Origin of the sequence: Mariniphaga sediminis (genome assembly GCF_003573545.1) — a bacterium.
Taxonomy (GTDB): Bacteria; Bacteroidota; Bacteroidia; order Bacteroidales; family Prolixibacteraceae; genus Mariniphaga; species Mariniphaga sediminis.
This window is the reverse complement of the sequence record NZ_QWET01000017.1, coordinates 47,293-68,327: the sequence shown is the minus strand read 5'-3', so window position 1 is coordinate 68,327 and position 21,035 is coordinate 47,293. Positions and strand designations below refer to the sequence as shown.

19 protein-coding genes are annotated in these 21,035 nt (G+C 37.7%); 8 read left to right on the top strand and 11 right to left on the bottom strand.

Going from position 1 to position 21,035, the window contains the following annotated elements:
- Nucleotides 1–124: 124 nt before the first annotated feature.
- The 5 genes from D1164_RS18400 to hemW form a co-directional block, all read right to left on the bottom strand.
- Nucleotides 125–1,315 (bottom strand): murein hydrolase activator EnvC family protein, encoded by a 1,191-nt coding sequence (locus D1164_RS18400; protein ID WP_119351371.1) that lies wholly within the window; start codon nucleotides 1,313–1,315, stop codon nucleotides 125–127.
- A 35-nt stretch (nucleotides 1,316–1,350) separates the two neighbouring features.
- On the bottom strand, nucleotides 1,351–2,241 hold the full coding sequence (locus D1164_RS18395; protein ID WP_119351370.1) for a DUF4292 domain-containing protein: 891 nt from the start codon (nucleotides 2,239–2,241) through the stop codon (nucleotides 1,351–1,353).
- On the bottom strand, nucleotides 2,242–4,017 hold the full coding sequence (locus D1164_RS18390; RefSeq protein ID WP_119351369.1) for a tetratricopeptide repeat protein: 1,776 nt from the start codon (nucleotides 4,015–4,017) through the stop codon (nucleotides 2,242–2,244). It lies immediately after the preceding gene.
- A 4-nt stretch (nucleotides 4,018–4,021) separates the two neighbouring features.
- A complete protein-coding gene (gene dut, locus D1164_RS18385; protein ID WP_119351368.1) occupies nucleotides 4,022–4,456 on the bottom strand; it encodes a dUTP diphosphatase in 435 nt (144 codons plus the stop codon).
- Nucleotides 4,457–4,561: 105 nt separating this feature from the next.
- Complete coding sequence (gene hemW, locus D1164_RS18380; protein WP_119351367.1) at nucleotides 4,562–5,689, bottom strand: radical SAM family heme chaperone HemW; 1,128 nt, start codon at nucleotides 5,687–5,689, stop codon at nucleotides 4,562–4,564.
- A 39-nt stretch (nucleotides 5,690–5,728) separates the two neighbouring features.
- Here hemW and D1164_RS18375 point away from each other — a divergent pair, with 39 nt between their 5' ends.
- A complete protein-coding gene (locus D1164_RS18375; protein WP_119351366.1) occupies nucleotides 5,729–6,106 on the top strand; it encodes a VanZ family protein in 378 nt (125 codons plus the stop codon).
- Nucleotides 6,107–6,114: 8 nt separating this feature from the next.
- Here D1164_RS18375 and D1164_RS18370 read toward each other — a convergent pair whose 3' ends face one another.
- Genes D1164_RS18370 through D1164_RS18360 form a run of 3 tightly spaced genes read right to left on the bottom strand, consistent with a single transcriptional unit; the run spans nucleotide 6,115 to nucleotide 8,565 of the window.
- Complete coding sequence (locus tag D1164_RS18370; protein WP_119351365.1) at nucleotides 6,115–6,558, bottom strand: RrF2 family transcriptional regulator; 444 nt, start codon at nucleotides 6,556–6,558, stop codon at nucleotides 6,115–6,117.
- Between the two features lie 46 nt (nucleotides 6,559–6,604).
- The gene (locus D1164_RS18365; RefSeq protein WP_119351364.1) at nucleotides 6,605–7,054 is read right to left on the bottom strand and encodes an RpiB/LacA/LacB family sugar-phosphate isomerase; all 450 of its coding nucleotides are present in this window, start codon (nucleotides 7,052–7,054) and stop codon (nucleotides 6,605–6,607) included.
- A 32-nt stretch (nucleotides 7,055–7,086) separates the two neighbouring features.
- Nucleotides 7,087–8,565 carry an oligosaccharide flippase family protein gene (locus D1164_RS18360; protein WP_147372227.1) on the bottom strand — a complete coding sequence of 493 codons (1,479 nt, stop codon included), beginning with the start codon at nucleotides 8,563–8,565 and terminating at the stop codon, nucleotides 7,087–7,089.
- A 229-nt stretch (nucleotides 8,566–8,794) separates the two neighbouring features.
- On the opposite strand from D1164_RS18360, the gene D1164_RS18355 reads away from it, so the two are divergent.
- Nucleotides 8,795–9,775: a glutaminyl-peptide cyclotransferase gene (locus D1164_RS18355; RefSeq protein ID WP_172594526.1), complete on the top strand. Its 981-nt coding sequence runs from the start codon at nucleotides 8,795–8,797 to the stop codon at nucleotides 9,773–9,775.
- Here the strand turns inward: D1164_RS18355 and ruvB are convergent.
- Together ruvB and D1164_RS18345 are read right to left on the bottom strand one after the other, a co-directional pair.
- On the bottom strand, nucleotides 9,767–10,789 hold the full coding sequence (gene ruvB / locus D1164_RS18350; RefSeq protein ID WP_119351361.1) for a Holliday junction branch migration DNA helicase RuvB: 1,023 nt from the start codon (nucleotides 10,787–10,789) through the stop codon (nucleotides 9,767–9,769). The two genes, D1164_RS18355 and ruvB, sit on opposite strands and share 9 nt — an antisense overlap.
- Before the next feature lie 3 nt (nucleotides 10,790–10,792).
- Nucleotides 10,793–11,164, bottom strand: a complete 372-nt coding sequence (locus D1164_RS18345; RefSeq protein ID WP_119351360.1) for a response regulator — start codon at nucleotides 11,162–11,164, stop codon at nucleotides 10,793–10,795.
- A gap of 444 nt (nucleotides 11,165–11,608) precedes the next feature.
- On the opposite strand from D1164_RS18345, the gene D1164_RS18340 reads away from it, so the two are divergent.
- Genes D1164_RS18340 through uvrC form a run of 6 tightly spaced genes read left to right on the top strand, consistent with a single transcriptional unit; the run spans nucleotide 11,609 to nucleotide 19,997 of the window.
- Nucleotides 11,609–14,890 carry a DUF4175 family protein gene (locus tag D1164_RS18340; RefSeq protein WP_119351359.1) on the top strand — a complete coding sequence of 1,094 codons (3,282 nt, stop codon included), beginning with the start codon at nucleotides 11,609–11,611 and terminating at the stop codon, nucleotides 14,888–14,890.
- Nucleotides 14,891–14,892: 2 nt separating this feature from the next.
- Nucleotides 14,893–15,300 carry an ATP-binding protein gene (locus D1164_RS18335; protein ID WP_119351358.1) on the top strand — a complete coding sequence of 136 codons (408 nt, stop codon included), beginning with the start codon at nucleotides 14,893–14,895 and terminating at the stop codon, nucleotides 15,298–15,300.
- Entirely contained in the window at nucleotides 15,297–15,734 is a 438-nt protein-coding gene (gene ybeY / locus D1164_RS18330) for an rRNA maturation RNase YbeY (protein WP_119351357.1), read from the top strand. The genes D1164_RS18335 and ybeY overlap by 4 nt, the downstream gene beginning before the upstream one ends.
- The gene (gene mnmG, locus D1164_RS18325) at nucleotides 15,731–17,611 is read left to right on the top strand and encodes a tRNA uridine-5-carboxymethylaminomethyl(34) synthesis enzyme MnmG (protein WP_119351356.1); all 1,881 of its coding nucleotides are present in this window, start codon (nucleotides 15,731–15,733) and stop codon (nucleotides 17,609–17,611) included. Before ybeY ends, mnmG begins: the two co-directional genes overlap by 4 nt.
- Before the next feature lie 38 nt (nucleotides 17,612–17,649).
- Nucleotides 17,650–18,168 (top strand): adenine phosphoribosyltransferase, encoded by a 519-nt coding sequence (locus D1164_RS18320; RefSeq protein WP_119351355.1) that lies wholly within the window; start codon nucleotides 17,650–17,652, stop codon nucleotides 18,166–18,168.
- Nucleotides 18,169–18,173: 5 nt separating this feature from the next.
- Nucleotides 18,174–19,997 (top strand): excinuclease ABC subunit UvrC, encoded by a 1,824-nt coding sequence (gene uvrC / locus D1164_RS18315; RefSeq protein WP_119351354.1) that lies wholly within the window; start codon nucleotides 18,174–18,176, stop codon nucleotides 19,995–19,997.
- On the opposite strand, the gene rsgA is transcribed toward uvrC, so the two are convergent.
- Nucleotides 19,994–20,944, bottom strand: a complete 951-nt coding sequence (gene rsgA, locus D1164_RS18310; protein ID WP_119351353.1) for a ribosome small subunit-dependent GTPase A — start codon at nucleotides 20,942–20,944, stop codon at nucleotides 19,994–19,996. The genes uvrC and rsgA overlap by 4 nt on opposite strands.
- Between the last annotated feature and the right edge of the window lie 91 nt (nucleotides 20,945–21,035).

The following is a 21,035-nucleotide window of genomic DNA, read 5'->3' as shown; positions in this document are numbered from 1 at the left end:
AATTAAACATCAATTTCGCTCTTTCAATCATGTGTAATAATCTAAACCGCTGATATGTACTGTAAAGATGTAACTATTTACAACATCTTTTGGTTTAGCAATAAGAATTAAATATCCTTTAAAATTACCTTCCTATCCACTCCTCCGGATTCAACTTTTGGTTTTCGCGCCAAATTTGAAATTTCAAAACGGATTTATTACCATCGTCGTAATCAGTAAAAACAGTTCCGATAACCTGTTTGGTAGAAACCCTGTCACCCTTTTTTACAACCGCTTCCTGCAGGTTTGAATACACCGAAAGGTATTGTCCGTGGCGAATAATCACCGCTGTGTTACCACCGGTAATACCAAAAACCCGGCTCACCTCCCCATCAAAAACAGCTCTTACCTTAGCCCCGGGCTCGGTAGCAATATCAACCCCGTTATTTCTAACCTGTACATATTCCAGTACCGGATGCCGGTGAATACCAAAACGTTCGGCAATAATGCCTCTTTCTACCGGCCAGGGTAGTCTTTGTTTATTTTGTTCGAAATTAGCACCCGCAAGTTTTTGTTCCGGGGTCAGGGCAAAGGCCGGTTCTCCGGCTTCCCTGTTTTTATTTGCCTCCTCTTCAATTATCCGGTTAATTTCCCGCTCAAGTTGTTGTTCCACCCGGCGCTGTTGTTCCAGCGTTTGTTTCAGGTCTTGTTGTTTTCTTTTCAATTCCCCTATTTCCAGATTTTGCCGGGTCTTTTCCTCTGCCAACTTTTTTGTTTCAAGCCGGGCTTCTTCAAGTAATGTGCGACGTGCCGTCCTCAATTGTTCCAGCCTTCCAACTTTTTCATGGAGCAGCTTTTGAAGTAGTTGTATGGTAGCCGATTGCTCTTTTCGGAATGAGGCATACCTCCTCATATATAAAAACCGTCGGTATGCCTGGTTGAAGTTATCAGCCGAAAGCAAAAATAAAACCTGGTTTCCAACATTTCTGTTGAGGTAAATTATTCTGATAAGCTGGGCATATTCTGTTTTCAGCTTTTCTAAATCTTCGGAAAGCAATTCTACCGCCAGGTTGTTGTTTTCTATGGATTCCAAATAGAGCTTCATTTCAGCATTCAGCCCTGAAATCAATGTATTTCTCTGATTTATATTATTGTTTATAAGCTGTAACCGGCCAATAGAAGCCTTTTCTTCCTGCTGTACCTGGCTTAGAAGGCGTGTAGTGTACTCAATTTCCTTCGCCGTATTCTGTCTTTTCTGCTGTAAATCGGAAAGGGACTGTGCCAGCGTGGAAGCCTGAACAAGTATAAATATGCCCGCCAGTACCAGTGTCCTCATATCCTAATGAATTGTCGTCTTTATTAGTCCCTAATTTAATTCACACTAATCTCTTCATATTTATCCGGGATATTCAATTCAATGGCATCAATCTCTTCTACAGAAAAGCCGTTCAATTTGATTTTCAACTCAATAATATCATCCGGCGAAGTCATTTTAATATGGATAAATCCGGGATAATTTTTCTTTTCCACTTTTACAAAATCGCTGAAGGCTACTTCCATTTTCCAGTCATTTACCCGGTCATCAACAACCAATTCTTCCAAAGCAAAATTCCGTGGGTTAAAAACCATTTTTTGAGAAACTGTGCTTTCCTGATTAAATATTCCCGAATTTCTTCCCGGAGAATTATTTCTCATCCGCGCCCGTTTAAAAATGCCGGGACGATCAGCAGATTTCAGTACATATTTTCCATTTTCAACCGAAGAATCAAAATTTTGAAATACATCGTCTTGTGAGTGGTTTTGGTATGAAAATATATTGTTGGAAATGATCGACTGAATGGTCTCAAAAGTGATGTTGAAATTCAAAAACTTGCTTAAGAATGTGTAATCGTCTAAAAAGTAGTTTCTGTCGAGGTAATTTACATATCTTACACTGTCCGGTGTCAGCAAAACACGCCCTACAGGAATATTCATTTTACTGATAGCTGCCAGAATTTTCTCATCTTTTAACGCTTTCAGATTAATGCGGAAATTGGTTTTGGATTCACTGTTTGAAAACTGGCAGTTTATACGACGAATGGATAAATCGTTATAATCGAAAGCATTTTGCTCCGCCTCTTTCAGAAGCTTTTCCGGAGCGAGCGGCCTCACTCTGCCGGTTGTTACATCGCGAGCCGTGCGGCAAGAAGAAAAACCGACTGCCACTACCATGACCCACAACAAAATAAACCTGCTCTTTTTACCTGCTACCTGCCTCTTCATCTATTCTTCCAAATAATTTCGTTCGCTTATTTTTCGTTCCAGTATTTTGGAACCGCCACCCAACTCCATGGCCTTTTGCCAGTATTTAAGGGCTTCTTCTGCCTGCTGAAGTTTAAACAGAATATCGCCGTAATGTTCCAGCAGGGTTGCATTTTCATCTGCACCGTTTTTAATAGCCGATTCCATGTAAAACCGTGCCAGTTTGTATTCGCCCTTTTTAAAAAGTACCCAGGCGTAGGTATCGAGGTAAGTAGGATTATCCGGAAACCGTTCAATCACTTTCCCGCTCATCCTTTCGGCTTTGTCAAGATTTCGTTCAGCCAGTGAAAGGTAGTAGGAATAATTGTTCAGGGCAATGTGGTTGTCGGGGTCCAACTCTACCGATTCATCGAACAACTCAAAAGCTTCATCCATTTTCCCCATTTTATAAAGAGCCTCGCCTTTCAGCATCAAAAACCGGCCTTCCATTTGTTTGTTGTCTACCACATAAACCAACCCTTCTTCAGTAACCTCCACTGTTTCCTCATATTTTTCCAGTTGTAAACAAGCCACTGCATTAAGGAAATAAACCTGAGGCTGGTTGGGAAACAATTCCATGGCCTGGTTACTGTGCTCCTGCAAACTTTGCCAGTCCAGCAAATCATTATCTATAAAAAGCACCCTCTCCCACAGCATGTAATCATTCTTTTCAATATCGAGGGCTTTTAGAAGCGCTGAACGGGCTTCCTCCAACATCCCGTTCTTCAGGAAACTCTCTGCCCGAACTGTATGTACAAGATATTCATCGGGATGAACTTCAAGCAAAATATCAATCAGTTCTTTTTCCTGCTCCGGTGTTAGGTTTGGATCGGCAGGATTGGAAGTTAGCATCATATAAAGCTGAAGCTTGGTCTGGAGGTCGACCTGGTCGCTTCGAAACCCTTTTTTGGTCTCATCAAACGATTTTTCTTCCTGGCCGTTATGCAGGTAATAGTTTGCCAAAGAGAAGTGAACAAATCCGTTTTCCGGGTCTATTTCCTGTATTTTCCGGTAATATTTCATGGCATTCACCGAGTCGCCCTGATTTTGAAAAAGATCGGCCATCAAACCGTAATACTTTGGCTCCTGGGGATCAAATTCAATAAGCTTTTCTATTTCTTCAAATGCCCTTTCAACCTGTCCGTCTTTAACAAACAATTGTTGTTTTGCTACTGATATCTGTTCGTTAACACCTACTTTTTCTTCCAACTTATTATAGGCAGCCACCGCTTCTTCCACTTTTCCTGCATTGGTAAGCAATGCCGCTTTCATGTACAGGTATTCCAGGTTTTCGTTATCCTTCTGAAGGAGTTCATCATAAATATCAGCTGCCTCATTAAACCGACGTGTTTGCTGATAAATCTGGGCAAGTAACAACTTGTACCACTTATTTTCAGGATTCAGATTAATGGCTTTTTCCAGTAAAAGAGATGCACTTGTCAAATCATTGTTTCCGGCATGAAGGGTAGCCAGTTCGTACATAGCGGCCGATGATTTGGGATCAATTTCCAGACATCCCGACAAAAGTTGAACCGCTTTTTGAGTATTACCCAAAGCCTTTTCCTGCAAGGCATTCACAAACAAATATTCAAACTGTTTTTGCTTCTGCTCTTCCAGTTCAACTTCCTTTTCGTCAACTTTAACTTCTGTTGTTTCAGGTTCTTCTTCCGTGTCAACGGTAGTTTTTGTTGCCGAACAGGCAAAAATAAATACCGAAAGCAGGAAAATAAACAACCACTTTATCATCGTATTTTTCATCCTTCTAATTTTTCCCGGTGTGGCCAAAACCACCGGCGCCTCTTTGTGTTTCGTTCAGCTCTTCTACCAAATTCCATTCCACTGTCTCATGAGTGGCAATTACCATCTGGCAAATACGTTCGCCGTTTTCGATAACAAAATCTTCCTGCGAAAGGTTAATGAGTATCACCTTTATTTCGCCCCGGTAGTCGGCATCAATGGTTCCGGGAGTATTTAATACGGTCACGCCCTTTTTAATAGCCAAACCACTGCGGGGCCTTATTTGTGCTTCAAATCCCTTCGGTAACTCGATATACAAACCGGTGGGAATCAATTTCCTTTCCAGAGGTTTTAGAACAACTGGCTCCTGCAAAAATGCACGCAAATCCATTCCTGCCGACATTTCAGTGCTGTAATGCGGTAATGGATTGTTCGATTCATTTACTATTTTAATAAACATCTATCTTTTTTTAAAGACCCGCTAAGATAGTTTTTTTAGAACAGACAGCATCTCCATTAACAATATTTATCAAATCGGGACCTTATTCAAACAATTGGTTAACAATCAAATAATCATAAAACTGGTCATGATATCATCCGAAACAAAAAGTCCTTTACGGGTAAATGTAAAAATGCCGTTTTGTTCTGACATCTTTCCCGAATGAATGTATTTTTCTGCTTCCTTCCTGACAAATTTTGCTTTCTCTTCCCCAAACCGATCCTGTATTTCATACTCTGAAATTCCCCATTTTGTGCGAATTCGGGTTAAAACATACTCGTTATACTTATCATTTTCAGCTAAATGTTCCTCCTCAAAAAAGGAGGTATGATTCTCAATTCCCCGGATATACGATTCGATATGCGAAATATTCCATTGGCGGGAATCTCCGTTGTAAGAGTGAGCAGAAGGCCCCAGTCCCAGATATTTTTCACCGGTCCAGTAGGCTGTATTATGTTTCGAATATATTTTGTTCCGGGCAAAATTTGAAATCTCGTACTGTTCAAAACCAGCTTTCCCAGCCTCATCGAGCAACAGGTTAAATTGCTTCACACTCTCCTTTTCTGATAACTCTTTAAGGGTTCCTTTTTTGAGCCAGGTAAAAAACGGGGTTCCTTCATGATACGTTAAATGATAAGCCGAAAGGTGCACAACAGGTAACTGGAAAACACGTGTTAAACTCTCTTTCCATTGCTCCTCTGTAAGATCTGGTAAACCATAAATAAGATCGACGCTCAGATTCGAAAAACCCGCGGAGGCTGCATATTCAACAGCATCAAAAGCTTGCTGAGCATTGTGCCTTCGGTTCATCTTTTTTAAATGATTATCCTGAAAGGCTTGAATTCCAATACTCAACCTGTTTATTCCCGCATTTTTTAACACCTGTAAATAAGCCGGCGTTAAATCGTCGGGATTTGCTTCGAAGGTAATTTCTGCATCCGGTAAAACCTGGAAGTTTGCATGTAAAAACTCCAAAACAAACAAAAGTTCATCAGGAGATAATACGGAAGGAGTGCCTCCCCCAAAATAGATAGTTCGCACAGGTTCACCTTCCAGGTAATTTTTTCGTATTACGGCTTCCTGCTTCAGGATAGCCAGAAATTTTCCTGTCAGACTGGAATTTACAGTTTTGTAAAAATCGCAATAGTAGCATTTTTGACGGCAAAAAGGAATATGAATATAGATACCTGCCATACTTTTTGTTACTTTGCCCGATTAAAATACACTCACAGAATGAAGCTAAAATTATTTTTTAAACCCCTCATTTGGCTTGCGCTGATATGTTACGGATTGTATATCCCGGCAAGTGGATTGCCTAAAAAACCCTTTTTAGATATTCCCTACTTCGATAAAATAGTTCATTTCGGATTGTTCTTTGTTTTTTGCCTGTTTCTATTCAGACCATTTAAAAGACTAAAAATGAACTATTTATTTTATGCTCCGGCTCTTTCACTTTTTCTTGCGGCTGTACTTGAAGCAGTACAGCAGACCATTTCATCCTCAAGAAGCAGCGATTTTTATGATTTTCTGGCAAACAGTGCGGGCATATTAGCTTCTGCCATTTTTTTCCATTTTTTAATAGCCGGAAAAAAACTGGAGAAATACTTTTAAATTACCTGCTAAAGCTTCACCAGATCCTCGTATTTTTCAATGTCTTTACCTACAATTTCCAATGTAGTGCCCTGATAAAAATTGGCAATTTCATTCCGGAGTTTTTCATATTGCGCATGCACAGGACAAAGTGGTTTTTCAGAATCGTGTGTATGACAGGGATCCAACCGGATAAGGCAATTGGTAAAAAACTCTTCACCATCTACTTTGGTCACAATATCCCATAACGTAATTTCGCCTGAACTTTTTGCCAGTGCAAAACCTCCGTTAGGTCCCTTAGTAGAAACCAACAATTTTTGTTTAACCAGGTTTTGTAATATTTTTCCCAAAAAAGGAGAGGATAGTTTCAGGTCTTCTGAAATTTTTTTGATTCCAATCATTTTTTCTTCTTTGGAAAATTTCGCAAGATAAATGAGGGCTCTTAAAGCATATTTACAAGTATTAGACAGCATATCAATTATTTTTAATTCTACTTCTTCACAAAAAAAATTACCTGAATTATTTCAAAGGAATTTTAGCAACTCTTCGTTCATGGCGCCCACCTTCAAATTCAGCATTTAAATAAGCCCTCACAATGGAAATGGCTTCCTCGTCGGTTACAAACCTGGATGGAATAGCGCAAATATTTGCATTGTTATGCTGTTTTGCCAAAACTCCAATTTCCGGGTTCCAGCAAAGCGCCGATCTTACATTTTGGTGCTTGTTTGCAGTAATGCTGATGCCTTGTCCGCTCCCACAAAAAGTAATCCCTATTTCGAATTCGCCTTTGTCAATAGCATCAGCAATAGCATGGGCAAAATCAGGATAGTCACAACTTTCGTTGGTATAACAACCAAAATCCTTATACAAAATACCATTCTCTTCAAAAAACCGTATTATAGCCTGTTTCTTATCAAAACCGGCATGATCACTGGCTAGAGCAATGGTTTTATCATCTAACTTTTTCATTCCGACAAAATTAATACTTTTTGATATTTAATTCAGTTATTTCCTTTAAATAATCTTTTTAACTGCCTTTTTTCCAATTTATAAACCAGATAGGCAAACATCAGCAAAAGAATAGTATGGACAGAATATTTGATTATCTCCTGCTGAGAGGATGTAAACAAAGAAATGGCAAATATAACAACAGCTACCACAAAATAGGTACCCATTCGTTTCAGATTATATGGCACCGGGTAAAATTTTTGTCCCCAAAAATAGGATAGGATCATCATAACAAAAAAGCAGGTAAAAATAGCAATGGCCGAACCCATATATCCTAAAACCGGTATAAGCAGAAAATTCAAAACAAGGGTAATTGCAGCGCCAATCAACGCCATATAAGCGCCATAGCGTGTCAAATCTTTTAACTTGTACCAAAGCGAAAGGGTAAAGTAAACCCCGAAAAACAGGTTGGCCATTAAAATAATGGGAACAACTTTCAACCCTTCATGGTATTTTGCACTGATAATTATTTTAAAAATATCGATATACAAAACCATTCCCAAAAAGATAACCAAACCAAAAATGACAAAGTATTTCATCACGGTAGCGTAAACCTGCGGATCTTCTTTGCTCTCTCCACGCGAAAAGAAAAAAGGTTCAAAAGCATACCTGAAGGCCTGGATAAACATATTCATCAAAACTGCCAATTTATAATTGGCGCCATAAACCCCCACCTGATACATCGGATTCTGATCTTCCGGAATCAGAAAGGGAATCAATACTTTATCGATATTCTGGTTTACCATACCGGCCAGTCCTACAATTAAAATGGGAAAACCATAACTCAGCATTTGCCGGAGCAGTTTTTTGTCGAACTGAAAAGAAACCCTGAAAATCTCAGGTAAAAGTAAAACCAATGTAATAAGCGAGGCCAGTAAATTGGAAATAAAAACATACCCGACTCCAATTTCAGGAGAATAAATATGGCGTACTACCGAATCAGGATTTTTTTCAATTAAATCCGGGCAAAGCGAAAGAAAAAACAGATTAAATCCGATATTAAAACTGATATTCACAATTTTTAAAACAGCAAATTTTACCGGTCTGTTATTCAATCGTAACCGGGCAAACGGAATATTTGAAAACACATCGACCCCGAGAATAATGGCAAACCATAAAATATATTCAGGATGTTCGGGATACCGGATAAAAGAGGCTATTTCGTTTTTAAAAGTTGCCGCCAGCAATATAAAAGCGGTGGAGGTAAAAAACAGCGAGATTAAAGAAGTAGAATAAACCTTTTCCGGGTCATCGCTTTTTGAAGCATATCTGAAAAAGGAAGTTTCCATTCCGTAGGCCAACAGTACCAGAAAAAAGGAAACCATGGCATATAGGTTGGTCACTACACCATAAACCTCCGGAGCAAAAATAAATGAATAATAGGGAACCAGCCACCAGTTTAAAAACCGGCCAATAATACTACTCATCCCGTATATAGCCGTATCCCCTGCTAATTTTCTAAATGGATTCAATGTTCCGAAAAATTTCAAACAAAGATAGTATTCTTTGCTTCTTTTGCGACTGATTGTTGTACTTCGTTTATTTATTAATTTTACAGCGAAAAGCCATCAACTTTATAACGGCAATTTTTAACAACAAAAATTTAGCATGAACAAATCTGTTTTTCCTTTTGTACTTGTCTTTTGTTTGTTTGTCACTTTCTTTTCATGTTCCAACAAACCAAAAAGGTCGAGAAAGCCTGTGAGTAATATCACCATACTGCCTCAAGCGCAAAACTATTATTTGGGAAATAACGTGTCAGTAAGGGTTCAAACAAGAGTAAAAAATGGAGAAATCGATAACATACGGTTGTTTTACAACGGAGAATTTTTAAAAGAAAGTAACGAGCTCGATTTTACTGTGAACAATGTAAAACTGGATCAGATTGGAAAAAGCAACTTCTTTGTACAGGTTACCAAAACAGACAGCGTGAACAACTCGCGTACGCTTGCTTTTAATGTGGTATCTGATACTGCCCCAAAAAAATACAGTTACACCACGCTAAAAGATTATCCGCACAATCCTGGATTTTACACACAGGGACTAGAATTTTATGAAGGCTTTCTTTATGAAGGCACCGGTGAAAAAGGAAAATCGGGTTTGTTTAAAGTGAATTTGAATAGCGGAAATCAGGTAATGCATCATTCGCTCGACGAAAAATATTTTGGAGAAGGCATTACCATTTTAGATAACAAAGTTTATCAGCTCACCTACCGTGCACAAAAAGGTTTTGTATATAACCTCAGTGACTTTGCGGTAATCGATAGTTTCACTTTCAATTCGAAAGAAGGTTGGGGCCTGACAAACGATGGAAAAAATCTGATTATGAGCAACGGAAGCCACGAGCTGATTTGGCTCGATCCTACCAATTATTCAGAAATCAAAAAAATACAGGTAGCCAACAACACCGGAATTGTCAATTACCTGAACGAGTTAGAATACATTAATGAAAGTATTTACGCCAATGTTTACACCTCCAATTTAATTGTACAAATTGAACCGGAAACGGGTAAAGTGTTGTCTGAAATCAATTTGGATGGCATCCTGAATATGTACACCAATCCATCTGATACCATCGATTACCTGAATGGAATTGCTTATGATTCTGACAAGGAGCGCCTCTTTGTTACCGGAAAATGGTGGCCCCGTTTGTTTGAAATAGAACTTGTTGAATCAAAATAGAGTTGGTGTATTTCCGTAGTTAATTCTTCCCAGATGTTTGTAAGCAATTTCCGTAGCTTCCCTCCCGCGGGGGGTGCGTTTTATAAATCCCTCTTTTATCAGGAACGGTTCATAAACTTCTTCAATGGTACCACTGTCTTCGCCCACGGCAGTTGCAATCGTTGAAATACCAACCGGCCCGCCTTTAAACTTGTCAATTATGCAAAGCAGTATACGGTTGTCCATCTCATCCAAACCATGTTCATCGATATTCATCGCTTTCAACGCAGTTTTGGTTATTTCAATATCGATGTTTCCGTTTCCTTTTACCTGCGCAAAATCGCGTACACGGCGTAAAAGCGAATTAACAATACGGGGAGTTCCGCGACTTCTCCCTGCAATTTCTTCGGCTGCCTCGTCGCTTATTTCTACCTCTAGTATCCGTGCCGACCGCTTTACAATACCCTTCAAAACTGTATTGTCATAATATTCGAGGTGCGAATTGATACCAAACCTTGCCCGCAATGGCGAAGTGAGCAAGCCGGAACGGGTAGTGGCGCCTATAAGGGTGAACTGATTAATTTCCAGCTGAATGGAACGGGCGCTGGGCCCTTTATCAATCATGATATCTATTCGAAAATCTTCCATCGCCGAATAAAGGTATTCTTCCACAACAGGCGAAAGGCGGTGAATTTCATCAATAAACAACACATCCTTTTCTTCGAGGTTGGTGAGCAATCCGGCCAGGTCACCGGGTTTATCAAGCACCGGCCCGGATGTGATTTTAATACCCACTCCCAATTCGTTGGCAATAATATGCGACAAGGTTGTTTTTCCCAACCCCGGCGGACCATGCAACAGTACATGATCAAGCGCCTCATTTCGCATGGAAGCTGCCTTCACAAATATTTTCAGGTTTTCAACAATTTGCAGCTGCCCTTTAAAATCGTTAAACTGCAAAGGACGGAGTCTCCGATCTAATTCTCTGTCGGTATCCGGATAATTGTTCCCTCTTATGTCAATATCCTCATTCATTAACTAAGGGATAAATTGTTTAATAGCCTCGTACAACTCTTCAGCAGAAAAAGGTTTGGGTAAATAATCATTCATACCAGCCCTCAAACATTTATTTTTGTCATTATCAAGGGTATTGGCAGTGAGTGCAATAATAGGTACTCCTTCATTTTTTTCAATACTTTTTTCGTATTCCCTTATCTCTGCAGTTATTTCAAACCCGTTTTTTTCGGGTAGCATAATATCCATCAATATCAAATCAGGGGTATTGTTTTTAAATTCCTCCATCGCCTCGCGCCAGTTGACAACACAAACCACCTCAAAAGCGTATTTTTTCAAATGAAAAACAACCACCTTTTGATTTAATACGTTATCCTCAACTAAAAGTATTTTCAATTTCTTCTGTATTATATTTATTATATCTAATGATAAAATAAAATACTGTTAATAATAGCCTGTTTATTTCTGTTGAAAACAAATTTGCAATTTTTATAAAAACAACGTTCACTGCAAATCTACCAAAATACTAACAACTCAAATCTTTTTAATTATTTTAAATTCAATACAACGGATAAATAATCACAAACTTTTAAACAGATGTTTGTAACATATTATCTACATCTTTTACGTAATTCAACCGGTTTATTTATTGTGTAAAGATTGACTAAACTTTCTCAATAGAATTTTTTACTGTTTCAAAAATAATATTAATATAGAATAGTTCGGGAGGAATACAAATTTTGTTTTAAAAGATTATTTTTGTTTTTTCCTCCGGTATGGGAACAATTACTAACAATTAGTAGTTTTATAATATATTGGATGAAAAGAAATTAGCAAAAGATGACTAAAAATTTCAACATACTTGTTAATAAGCTGAACACTTTCCGGATAAAGTTCTATTCTTATAAAATTCTGAAAGGAATCATACTTACTTTTTTCTTTTTAATAGCGCTGTTTACAGCTTTTTCCCTCATCGAATATTTTATTTATCTCTCTTCTTATATAAGAAAAATATTGTTCTTTGGGTTTGTTGTATTTGGTGGACTGCTTACCATACAGTTCATTTTTGTACCCCTTTTCAAACTTTTGCATATACTGAAACCCATTGATATAAAGAGCAGTTCTGTCATTATTCAAAAACATTTTAGCGATATAAAGGACAGACTGTTGAATATTATAGAATTGGCTGAAATTCAGGATCAAACCTATTCAAATGATATTGTATTGGCCAGTATCGATCAAAAAATAAATGAGCTTCGGGTATTTGATTTTAACCAGGCAGTACAGTTTAAAAACCTGAAACTTGTATTCATTTATTTTATGACGAGCTTGCTGGTTACTGCAACTGTATTTGTTGTAAATAAGTCAGTTTTTACTACGGCTCCGAACAGGATTATTCATTACAATACTCATTTTGTGAAACCAGCTCCTTTTGTTTTTCATTTATATAATACGGATTTGAAGGCAACGAAAGGAGAGGCATATAAGATAAGTGTAGAATGCAGGGGCAATGAGTTACCCGGTGTTGTATATATTAATATTGAAGGGAATAATTACCTGATGAAAAGTACCTCAACCGGTCGTTTTGAGTTTGAAATGGCTTCGGTAATCAATCCTGTAAACTTTTATTTTACTAATCTTAAATACAAATCCGATGTGTATTCTCTTGGATTGTTACCTAATCCGGGAATCAATCATTTTGATGTGGCAGTTAAACCGCCCTCTTACACCGGACTTTCGGTTCAGAAGCTTGAAAATATTGGCGATTTGCAGGTACCCAATGGTACGCAGGTAGAATGGAAATTTCTTGGAATAGACATCGACACACTTTACATGGAGTTAGCTGATTCTTTATCGAAAGGAGCGTTGCAAACGAACAATGTTTTTGAAGTAAAACATCAGTTTTTTAATTCGTCGGGCTACCATGTATTTGTTAAAAATGACTTGACACAACCGGAATTGGCACTTTCTTATTCTATTGATGTAATACCTGATTTGTTTCCTGAAATAGGTGTGGTGCGGGTGCAGGATTCGTTGCAAATAACACGTTTCTTTTTTAAGGGAACAATTAGCGATGATTACGGTTTTTCTGATTTGAATTTTCATTATAATATTAATAATGAAGATTCTGCTATTTCTATTCCAGTTGTAAAAAACTTAACAGACCAGGAGTTTTATTTTAGTTTCGATTTTGCTGGTATTACGCCAACTTCAGGTACTGTATCTTATTATTTCTCAGTTACGGATAATGATGTTATAAATGATTATAAAACAACTACTTCCGATAGTTATATTTTTAATATTCCTGACAGAAAAGAGGTATCTGAGAGTGAAAAAGAGCAGTTTGAAAAGTTGGAAAATATGTTGGAGCAGAGCGAACAACTTGCCAATGAAATTCAGAATGATTTGCAGGATCTCCGCCTGAAAAATATGGACACGAATGTTTCAGAGTGGGAAAAAACACAAATGGTTAATCAAATTCTTTCCAAACAAAGCAACCTTGAACAATTATACGATCGTATAAAGAAGGACAATGAAAAGCTGAATAATTATTTGAATTCCTTTAACCGGCAAAATGACGAAATAAGAGAGAAGCAACAGGAAATAGAAGAGTTATTGGATGAGGTTTTTACTGAAGAGCTGAGACAACTTTTGGAGGAATTTCAAAAACTGGCCGAAGAGTTTGATTCGAAACAGTTGAATAAGTTGGCAGAACAAATGAATTTCAGTTATGAAGATTTGCAAAAGCAGCTGGATAAAAATCTTGAAATGTTGCGTCGGATGAAAGTGGAGCAGAAACTTCAAAATGTAATTGATGACGTTAACCGGATGGCCGTTGAAGAAGAAAGAATGGCTGAAGAGGTAAATGATAAGTTGGGTTTTGATGACGTACAACAAAAATTGGATCAGCATGAAATGGAGTTGGAAGATATTCAAAATCAATTAGAAGAAGCACTTCAATTAAACAAAGATCTGGAAAAGCAGATGAATTTCGATGAATTTGAAGAGGAGTTTAAGGATATCGAAAACAGCATGCAAAAAAGTAAAGATCAACTTCAGAAAAAGAACAGGAAAAAGGCAGGTTCCAGTATGAAAGAAACTTCAGAAAAAATGAAGAATACAGCATTTGCCATGCAACAGATGCTCAATTCGAACATGATGAAGCAAAATCTGGAAAATATAGAAAACCTTCGTCAGATACTGAGTAACCTCGTTTATTTGTCTTTTGAGCAGGAAAGCGTGTTGGATAAATTGTCAGGGGTTAGTGCAAACGATCCGGTACTAAATGAATTAAATCGTCAGCAGCGACGAATTAAAGATCAAAGTCAGATTGTTAAGGATTCATTGTATGCGCTCGCTAAACGTACGCCTCAGATTAATAGTTTGGTTAATAACGAGTTAATTTCAATGGAGCTCCATTTGAATAAGTCTCTTGATGAAATGAGCGAAGGATTGTATCCTAATGCCAGAGCGAGTCAGCAGTATGTGATGACAGCTACAAATAACCTGGCCCTTATGTTAAATGAAGCCCTTGACAATCTTGAAAAAATGATGGCAAATGCACAACCGGGCGATCAGCAATGCGAAAATCCGGGTTCGGGTAAGCAAGGGATGAATCTTCTTAAAGAGGAATCGGAAAGTATTAAACAACAGTTGCAGCAGATGATTGAACAGATGAAGAATGGTAATTCGCAGCAAATGGGTAAACAAATGGGGCAATCGCTTATGCAACACGAAATGATGCAACAAATGCTTCGTCAAATTATGAATAACGGAACGGTGGGAAGTGGTACCCGGAAAGTCTTACAGGAGATCGATGATTTACTGGAACAAAACCGCAGACAGTTAATGAATAAAAATGTAAATTCGCAGATGGTTATGAGACAGAACCAGATAGCCACCCGTTTACTGGAAGCAGAGAAGGCTGAAATGGAAAGAGAATTCGAAGATGAAAGGGAAAGCCGAAGCGCAGAAGATTTTCAAAGTAACCCGGTTGAATTTTTTGAGTATCAGGATAAAAAGAATACAACACTCGAATATTTAAACAGAAACTCGCATCAATTGAATAATTTTTATAATAACAAATACAAGCAATATTTAAATAACATCCAAAAAGAATAAGGATGAATAAAAACCCTGAAATACTTGCCATTAAATCAGATAAACAGGAATTGAAGAAGGTGGAACAATTCCTGTCGCGTATATTTGACGAAAATGAACTTCCGCAAAAGTGTTTTAATAAGGTGTTACTCTGCATTTCTGAAGCAGTTATTAATTCTATCGAACATGGTAATAAAAACGATAGCCGGAAGAAGGTTGACATAGAAATCAATTGTATGAAAGGAAATATTAGTATCGCAGTGCACGACGAAGGCGAAGGTTTTGATTACACACAGGTAGATGATCCTACTTTAAGAAATAATATAAAAAAGGAAGCCGGCAGGGGAATTCATATCATAAAATCGCTTTGCAATCACGTTGAGTTTCGCAATGAAGGGAAAAGTGTGAATATTAACATCGATTTGCAGTGAACGGATTAGACTTTTTTTTTGAAGAAATTAATCCCTTTCCGATACGTTGGGATCTGCTTGAAAATCATATAGAATTTTTAATCACAAACGAAAATAAAAAGCCTGGAGAGATTTCAATTATTTTATGTAGCGATGATTATTTGTTAAAAATAAATGAACAATATCTTGGACATGACTATTATACTGATATTGTTACATTTGACTATGTAAAAAAATCTGTTATTTCGGGCGATTTATTTATTAGTGTAGATCGTGTAAAGGAAAATGCCGGTAAGTTTAACAGGCCTTTTAAAGAAGAATTATACCGTGTTATTTTTCATGGTGTTTTGCATTTGGTTGGTTATAAGGACAAAACGGAAGCTGAAGGCAAACAGATGAAGGAGAAAGAAAATTTCTATTTGAAAAGAGTAGATTTTAAGAAGGAAGAAATATGATGCCAAAATATGATGTTATTGTTGTGGGAGGAGGACATTCAGGATGTGAAGCTGCAGCCGCTGCTGCAAATCTTGGGTCCAAAACCTTACTGATAACCATGGATATGACCAAATATGCCCAAATGTCATGTAATCCGGCAATGGGCGGTATTGCCAAAGGTCAGATAGTTAGAGAGATTGATGCCTTGGGTGGATATTCAGGGATAATTGCCGATAAAACGACCATTCAATTCAGGATGCTTAATTTGTCGAAAGGTCCGGCCATGTGGAGTCCACGGTCGCAAAATGACCGGATGCGGTTTACAGAATTATGGAGAGAGACGTTGGAAAGTATTGATAACCTTGATTTGTGGCAGGATGCTGTTATTTCATTGATTATGGATAATGATCAGGTGAAAGGTGTTCGAACAAAAATTGGTGTTGAGTTTTATGGTAATACGGTTATTCTAACCAACGGTACGTTCCTTAATGGATTGATTCATGTGGGCTCATCGCAAATGAAAGGGGGACGTATCGGTGAATCTGCTTCTTATGACATAACAGAACAGTTGTTTGGTGCCGGGTTTAAAACAGGCCGTTTAAAAACGGGTACACCTGTACGAATCGATGGTCGTACTATTGATTTTTCACAACTTACAGAACAAAAAGGAGATGTCACTCATTTTACGTTTTCCTATTTGCCAGGAACTAAATCAAAATTGCAGCAACGTTCGTGCTGGATTACCCATACCAATCCTGATGTTCATAGTGAGTTGGAGTTGGGATTCAGGTTTTCACCAATGTTTGACGGGACCATTCAAAGTACCGGTCCAAGATATTGCCCCAGCATAGAATCTAAACTCGTTACTTTTGCAGAAAAACAGCAGCATCAGCTCTTTTTGGAACCTGAAGGAGAATCTACTGTCGAGTATTATCTGAATGGTTTTTCCTCATCCCTTCCATGGCAGGTTCAGTATAAAGCCATGCAAAAAGTTCCCGGACTGGAGAATGCCCGGATTTTCAGACCTGGATATGCCATTGAATACGATTATTTTGATCCAACACAGCTTTACCATACCCTCGAAACTAAAATCATAAAGAATCTCTATTTTGCCGGACAGATTAATGGGACAACGGGATATGAAGAAGCCGGCGCCCAGGGAATCATTGCCGGAATAAATGCTCATTTGCGATGCCACTCTCCAGGCGAAGAGTTTATTCTTAAAAGAGATGAAGCCTATATTGGAGTGTTGATTGACGATTTGGTTACAAAAGGAGTAGATGAACCTTATCGTATGTTTACAAGTAGGGCTGAATTTAGAATTTTACTTCGTCAGGATAATGCAGACATCCGCTTAACGGAAAAAGCATATAAATTGGGTCTTGCTTCTCCAGAACGAAAAAAATTATTAGAGGAAAAAACCAGGATAATTTCCGAAATTATTCAATACGCTCGTAAATTTAGCGTGAAGCCACACTTTGTAAATCAGTTACTTACAGAAAAAGGTACCTCTGAATTAAAACAAGGAGTTAAACTTTATGATATCATTTTGCGCCCTCAGATTTCAATATTTGATTTGATTGATACCATCACCCCTTTTAAAACGTTTCTCACGAAGGTTCCGGAGGAAAGAAGAACAGAAATAATCCAGGGAGCTGAAATTTCGATAAAATATGAAGGTTATATTAATCGTGAAAAACTCCTGGCTGAGAAGCTTGATAAATTTGAAAATATACGAATCGAAAATAAGTTTAATTATAGTCAATTGAAATCCCTATCCACTGAAGCGCGACAAAAATTGGAAAAAATTAATCCTAAAACCATTGGCCAGGCAAAACGAATTTCCGGTGTTTCTCCGGCCGACATAAATGTTTTGTTAGTTTTGTTAGGAAGATAGAAATTGTTTCACGTGGAACAAAAAAAACCAGATCAACCATGAATTTGAAAGACAAAATCAGGGAGGTTCCCGATTTTCCAAAAAAGGGAATTAATTTTATAGACATCACTACCCTGTTAAAAGATAAAGAAGCTATTCAGTATATAACTGGAAAAATTGCAGATGAATTCAGAGATAAGCAAATTTCAAAAGTGTTAGGAATTGAGGCACGAGGTTTTATTTTGGGTGGAATTTTGGCTCACGAATTAAGGGCCGGATTTGTTCCTGTTAGAAAAAAGGGGAAACTTCCTTCCGATGTCATTTCTGAAACATATCAATTGGAATATGGTACAGACACGGTGGAAATTCACAGTGATGCCCTTTCTGAAGAAGATGTAGTGCTTATTCATGATGATTTGTTGGCTACAGGAGGTACGGCTCAAGCTGTTTTAAATATGATCAAACAGGTTGGAATTAAAAAAGTATATTTCAGTTTTCTTTGCGATCTTGAATTCATTCAGACTCCTGAAAAGGAAATACTCAAACAATTTGATCCGCATGTATTGGTTAAATATTAAAGTCGGTGAAATATCAATCAAAAAATAGTGATATTGATTATTTAAAAAGTCTGATTTCCGTTCTTCCCGGAAAGCCTGGTATTTATCAGTTTTATGATGATTCGGGAAAAATTATTTACATCGGAAAAGCCAAAAACCTTAAAAAGCGGGTTTCCAGTTATTTTTCGAAGCAACATGACAGCAGGAAAACTGCCCTGCTTGTTCGGAATATTGCTGATATTAAACACATGGTTGTAGAGACAGAGCAGGATGCTTTGTTACTTGAGAATAACCTGATAAAAAAATACCAGCCCCGTTATAATATAAGGCTGAAAGACGATAAATCTTACCCATGGATTTGTGTTAAAAACGAACCCTTTCCCCGTGTTTTTAAAACACGAAATTTGATAAAAGACGGATCAAAATATTTTGGCCCTTATACTTCAATTTATACCGTTAGAACTTTACTTGAACTGTTTAAATCGGAATATAAACTCCGTACATGTAATTATCTTTTGACCGATGAAAATATTCGGTCAAAAAAGTATAAAGTTTGCCTGGAGTATCATATTGGAAATTGCGAAGGACCTTGTGAGGGACTGATTTCAGCTGAAAAATACAATCAGGGAATCGATGATATTACTGACATTTTGAAAGGGAATGTTTCCGGAGTTATCCGCCATTTGGAAATAAGAATGAAGGATATGGCCGACGGATTACATTTTGAGGAAGCACACAAACTAAAGGAAAAATACGACTCGCTGAAGAGATATCAAAGCAAATCGACCATTGTTTCACCTACCATTACGGATGTGGATGTGTTTTCTATAGATCAGGATGCTAAATTTGCCTATGTCAATTATCTTAAAGTTATTAAGGGAGCCATTATTCAAACATATACTTTGGAAATTAAAAAGAGTTTGGATGAATCGAAAGAGGATTTACTTCTTGCCGGAATAGTGGATATTCGACAAAAAATATTCAGTAATGCCAAAGAAATTCTGGTGCCTTTTCTACCTCAAACCAAACTGAATGATGTTACTTTTAAGATTCCGCAGCGTGGAGAAAAAAAGAAATTACTTGACTTGTCCTTCCGGAATGCGAAGTATTTCCGGCTTGAAAAAGAGAAGCAATTAGTTCTTAAGAATCCCAAAGTTAGGGAAGAGCGTATTCTTAATACGATTAAAAAGGATCTCCAGTTGCCCGAATTACCTGTTCGTATTGAATGTTTTGATAATAGTAACCTGCAGGGAACAAATCCTGTTGCAGCATGTGTTGTTTTTAAAAATGGACGACCGTTAAAAAAAGAATACCGACACTACAATATTAAAACAGTTTCCGGGCCAAACGACTTTGCTTCCATGGAGGAGGTTGTTTACAGGCGATATAAAAGGTTAACTGAAGAGAATATAGAGTTACCTCAGCTCATTGTAATTGATGGTGGTAAAGGACAACTCTCATCGGCCGTAAATTCTCTTGACAGGCTAAACTTGAGAGGTAAAATTTCTATTATTGGTATTGCCAAAAGACTTGAGGAAATTTATTTTCCCGGAGACTCGGTTCCTGTTTATATAAATAAAAATTCTGAGACGTTGAAAATTATTCAGCAGCTCAGGGATGAAGCTCATCGATTTGGAATTACTTTTCATCAAAATAAGCGGTCGAAAAGTATGACTGATTCAGAGTTAAACCAAATAAACGGGATTGGTGAAAAGACGATAAAAAAGCTTCTAAATGATTTTAAATCAGTAAAAAACATAAAGGATTCTGATTTAGAGAAACTTAAAATATCTGTCGGATTGTCAAAAGCCACGTTGGTTTACCAATATTTTCATCCGGCTAAAAATTAATGTGGTTTCCGGTACTTATCTTCCCCTTCCAGTAAGCCCACATAGCTAATATACCGGCTTGCGGCTACATCGCCCGCTTCCACGGCTTCTTTTACAGCACAGCCTGGTTCATGGGTATGCGAACAGTTGTTGTACTGACAATTTTCCGATATTTTAAAAATTTCCGGAAAATAGTGCGGAATTTCCCAGGCTTCCATTTCAAGCATGCCAAAACCTTTAATTCCCGGAGTATCAATAATATAACCTCCAAATGAAAGCTTAAACATGGCTGAAAATGCAGTAGTGTGTTTACCGGTTTTGTGCATTTCCGAAATTTCTGAGGTTTTCAGGTTTAAACCGGGTTGAATCAGGTTAATCAGGGTCGACTTCCCTACCCCGCTGTGTCCGTTTATCACATTGGTTTTTTCTTTCAGTGCGTTTTTTAATTCTTCAATGCCCTGGTTTTTTTTAGCCGAAGTGGAAAGACATAAATATCCAATTTTGGAATAAATAGAAATCAATTCGTTCATCCTGGCTTTTTCTTCTTTTGAGTAAAGATCTGTTTTATTGAAGACAAGCAGTACCGGAATGCGGTAGGCTTCGGCAGAAGCCAGATAACGGTCGATGAAGGTGGTTGTAGTGACCGGCCAGGCAACCGTTGCGACTAAAACAGCCTGGTCGATGTTGGCAGCTATAATATGTGACTGTTTCGATAAATTGGGAGAGCGGCGTATGATGTAATTTTTACGGTCTTCAATCGAAGTGATCCAGCCTGTTTTCACCTCGGCATTGTTGTGAATATCGTCTTGCACTGAGAAGTTTACTTTGTCCCCCACTGCCACCGGATTTGTACTTTTTATATCTTTAATCCGGAAGTTCCCTTTTACTTTGCATTCAAACAGTTCCCCGTTTTCAGCTTCTACGGTAAACCAGCTTCCTGTTGTTTTTATAACTACACCTTGCTTCACAGAAAAATTTTTTACAAAAATAGCCTTTTGAGGTGAAATGAACGTGCATGAGACGATACAATCAGATTTTGAGATTTTTCCACGTGGAACA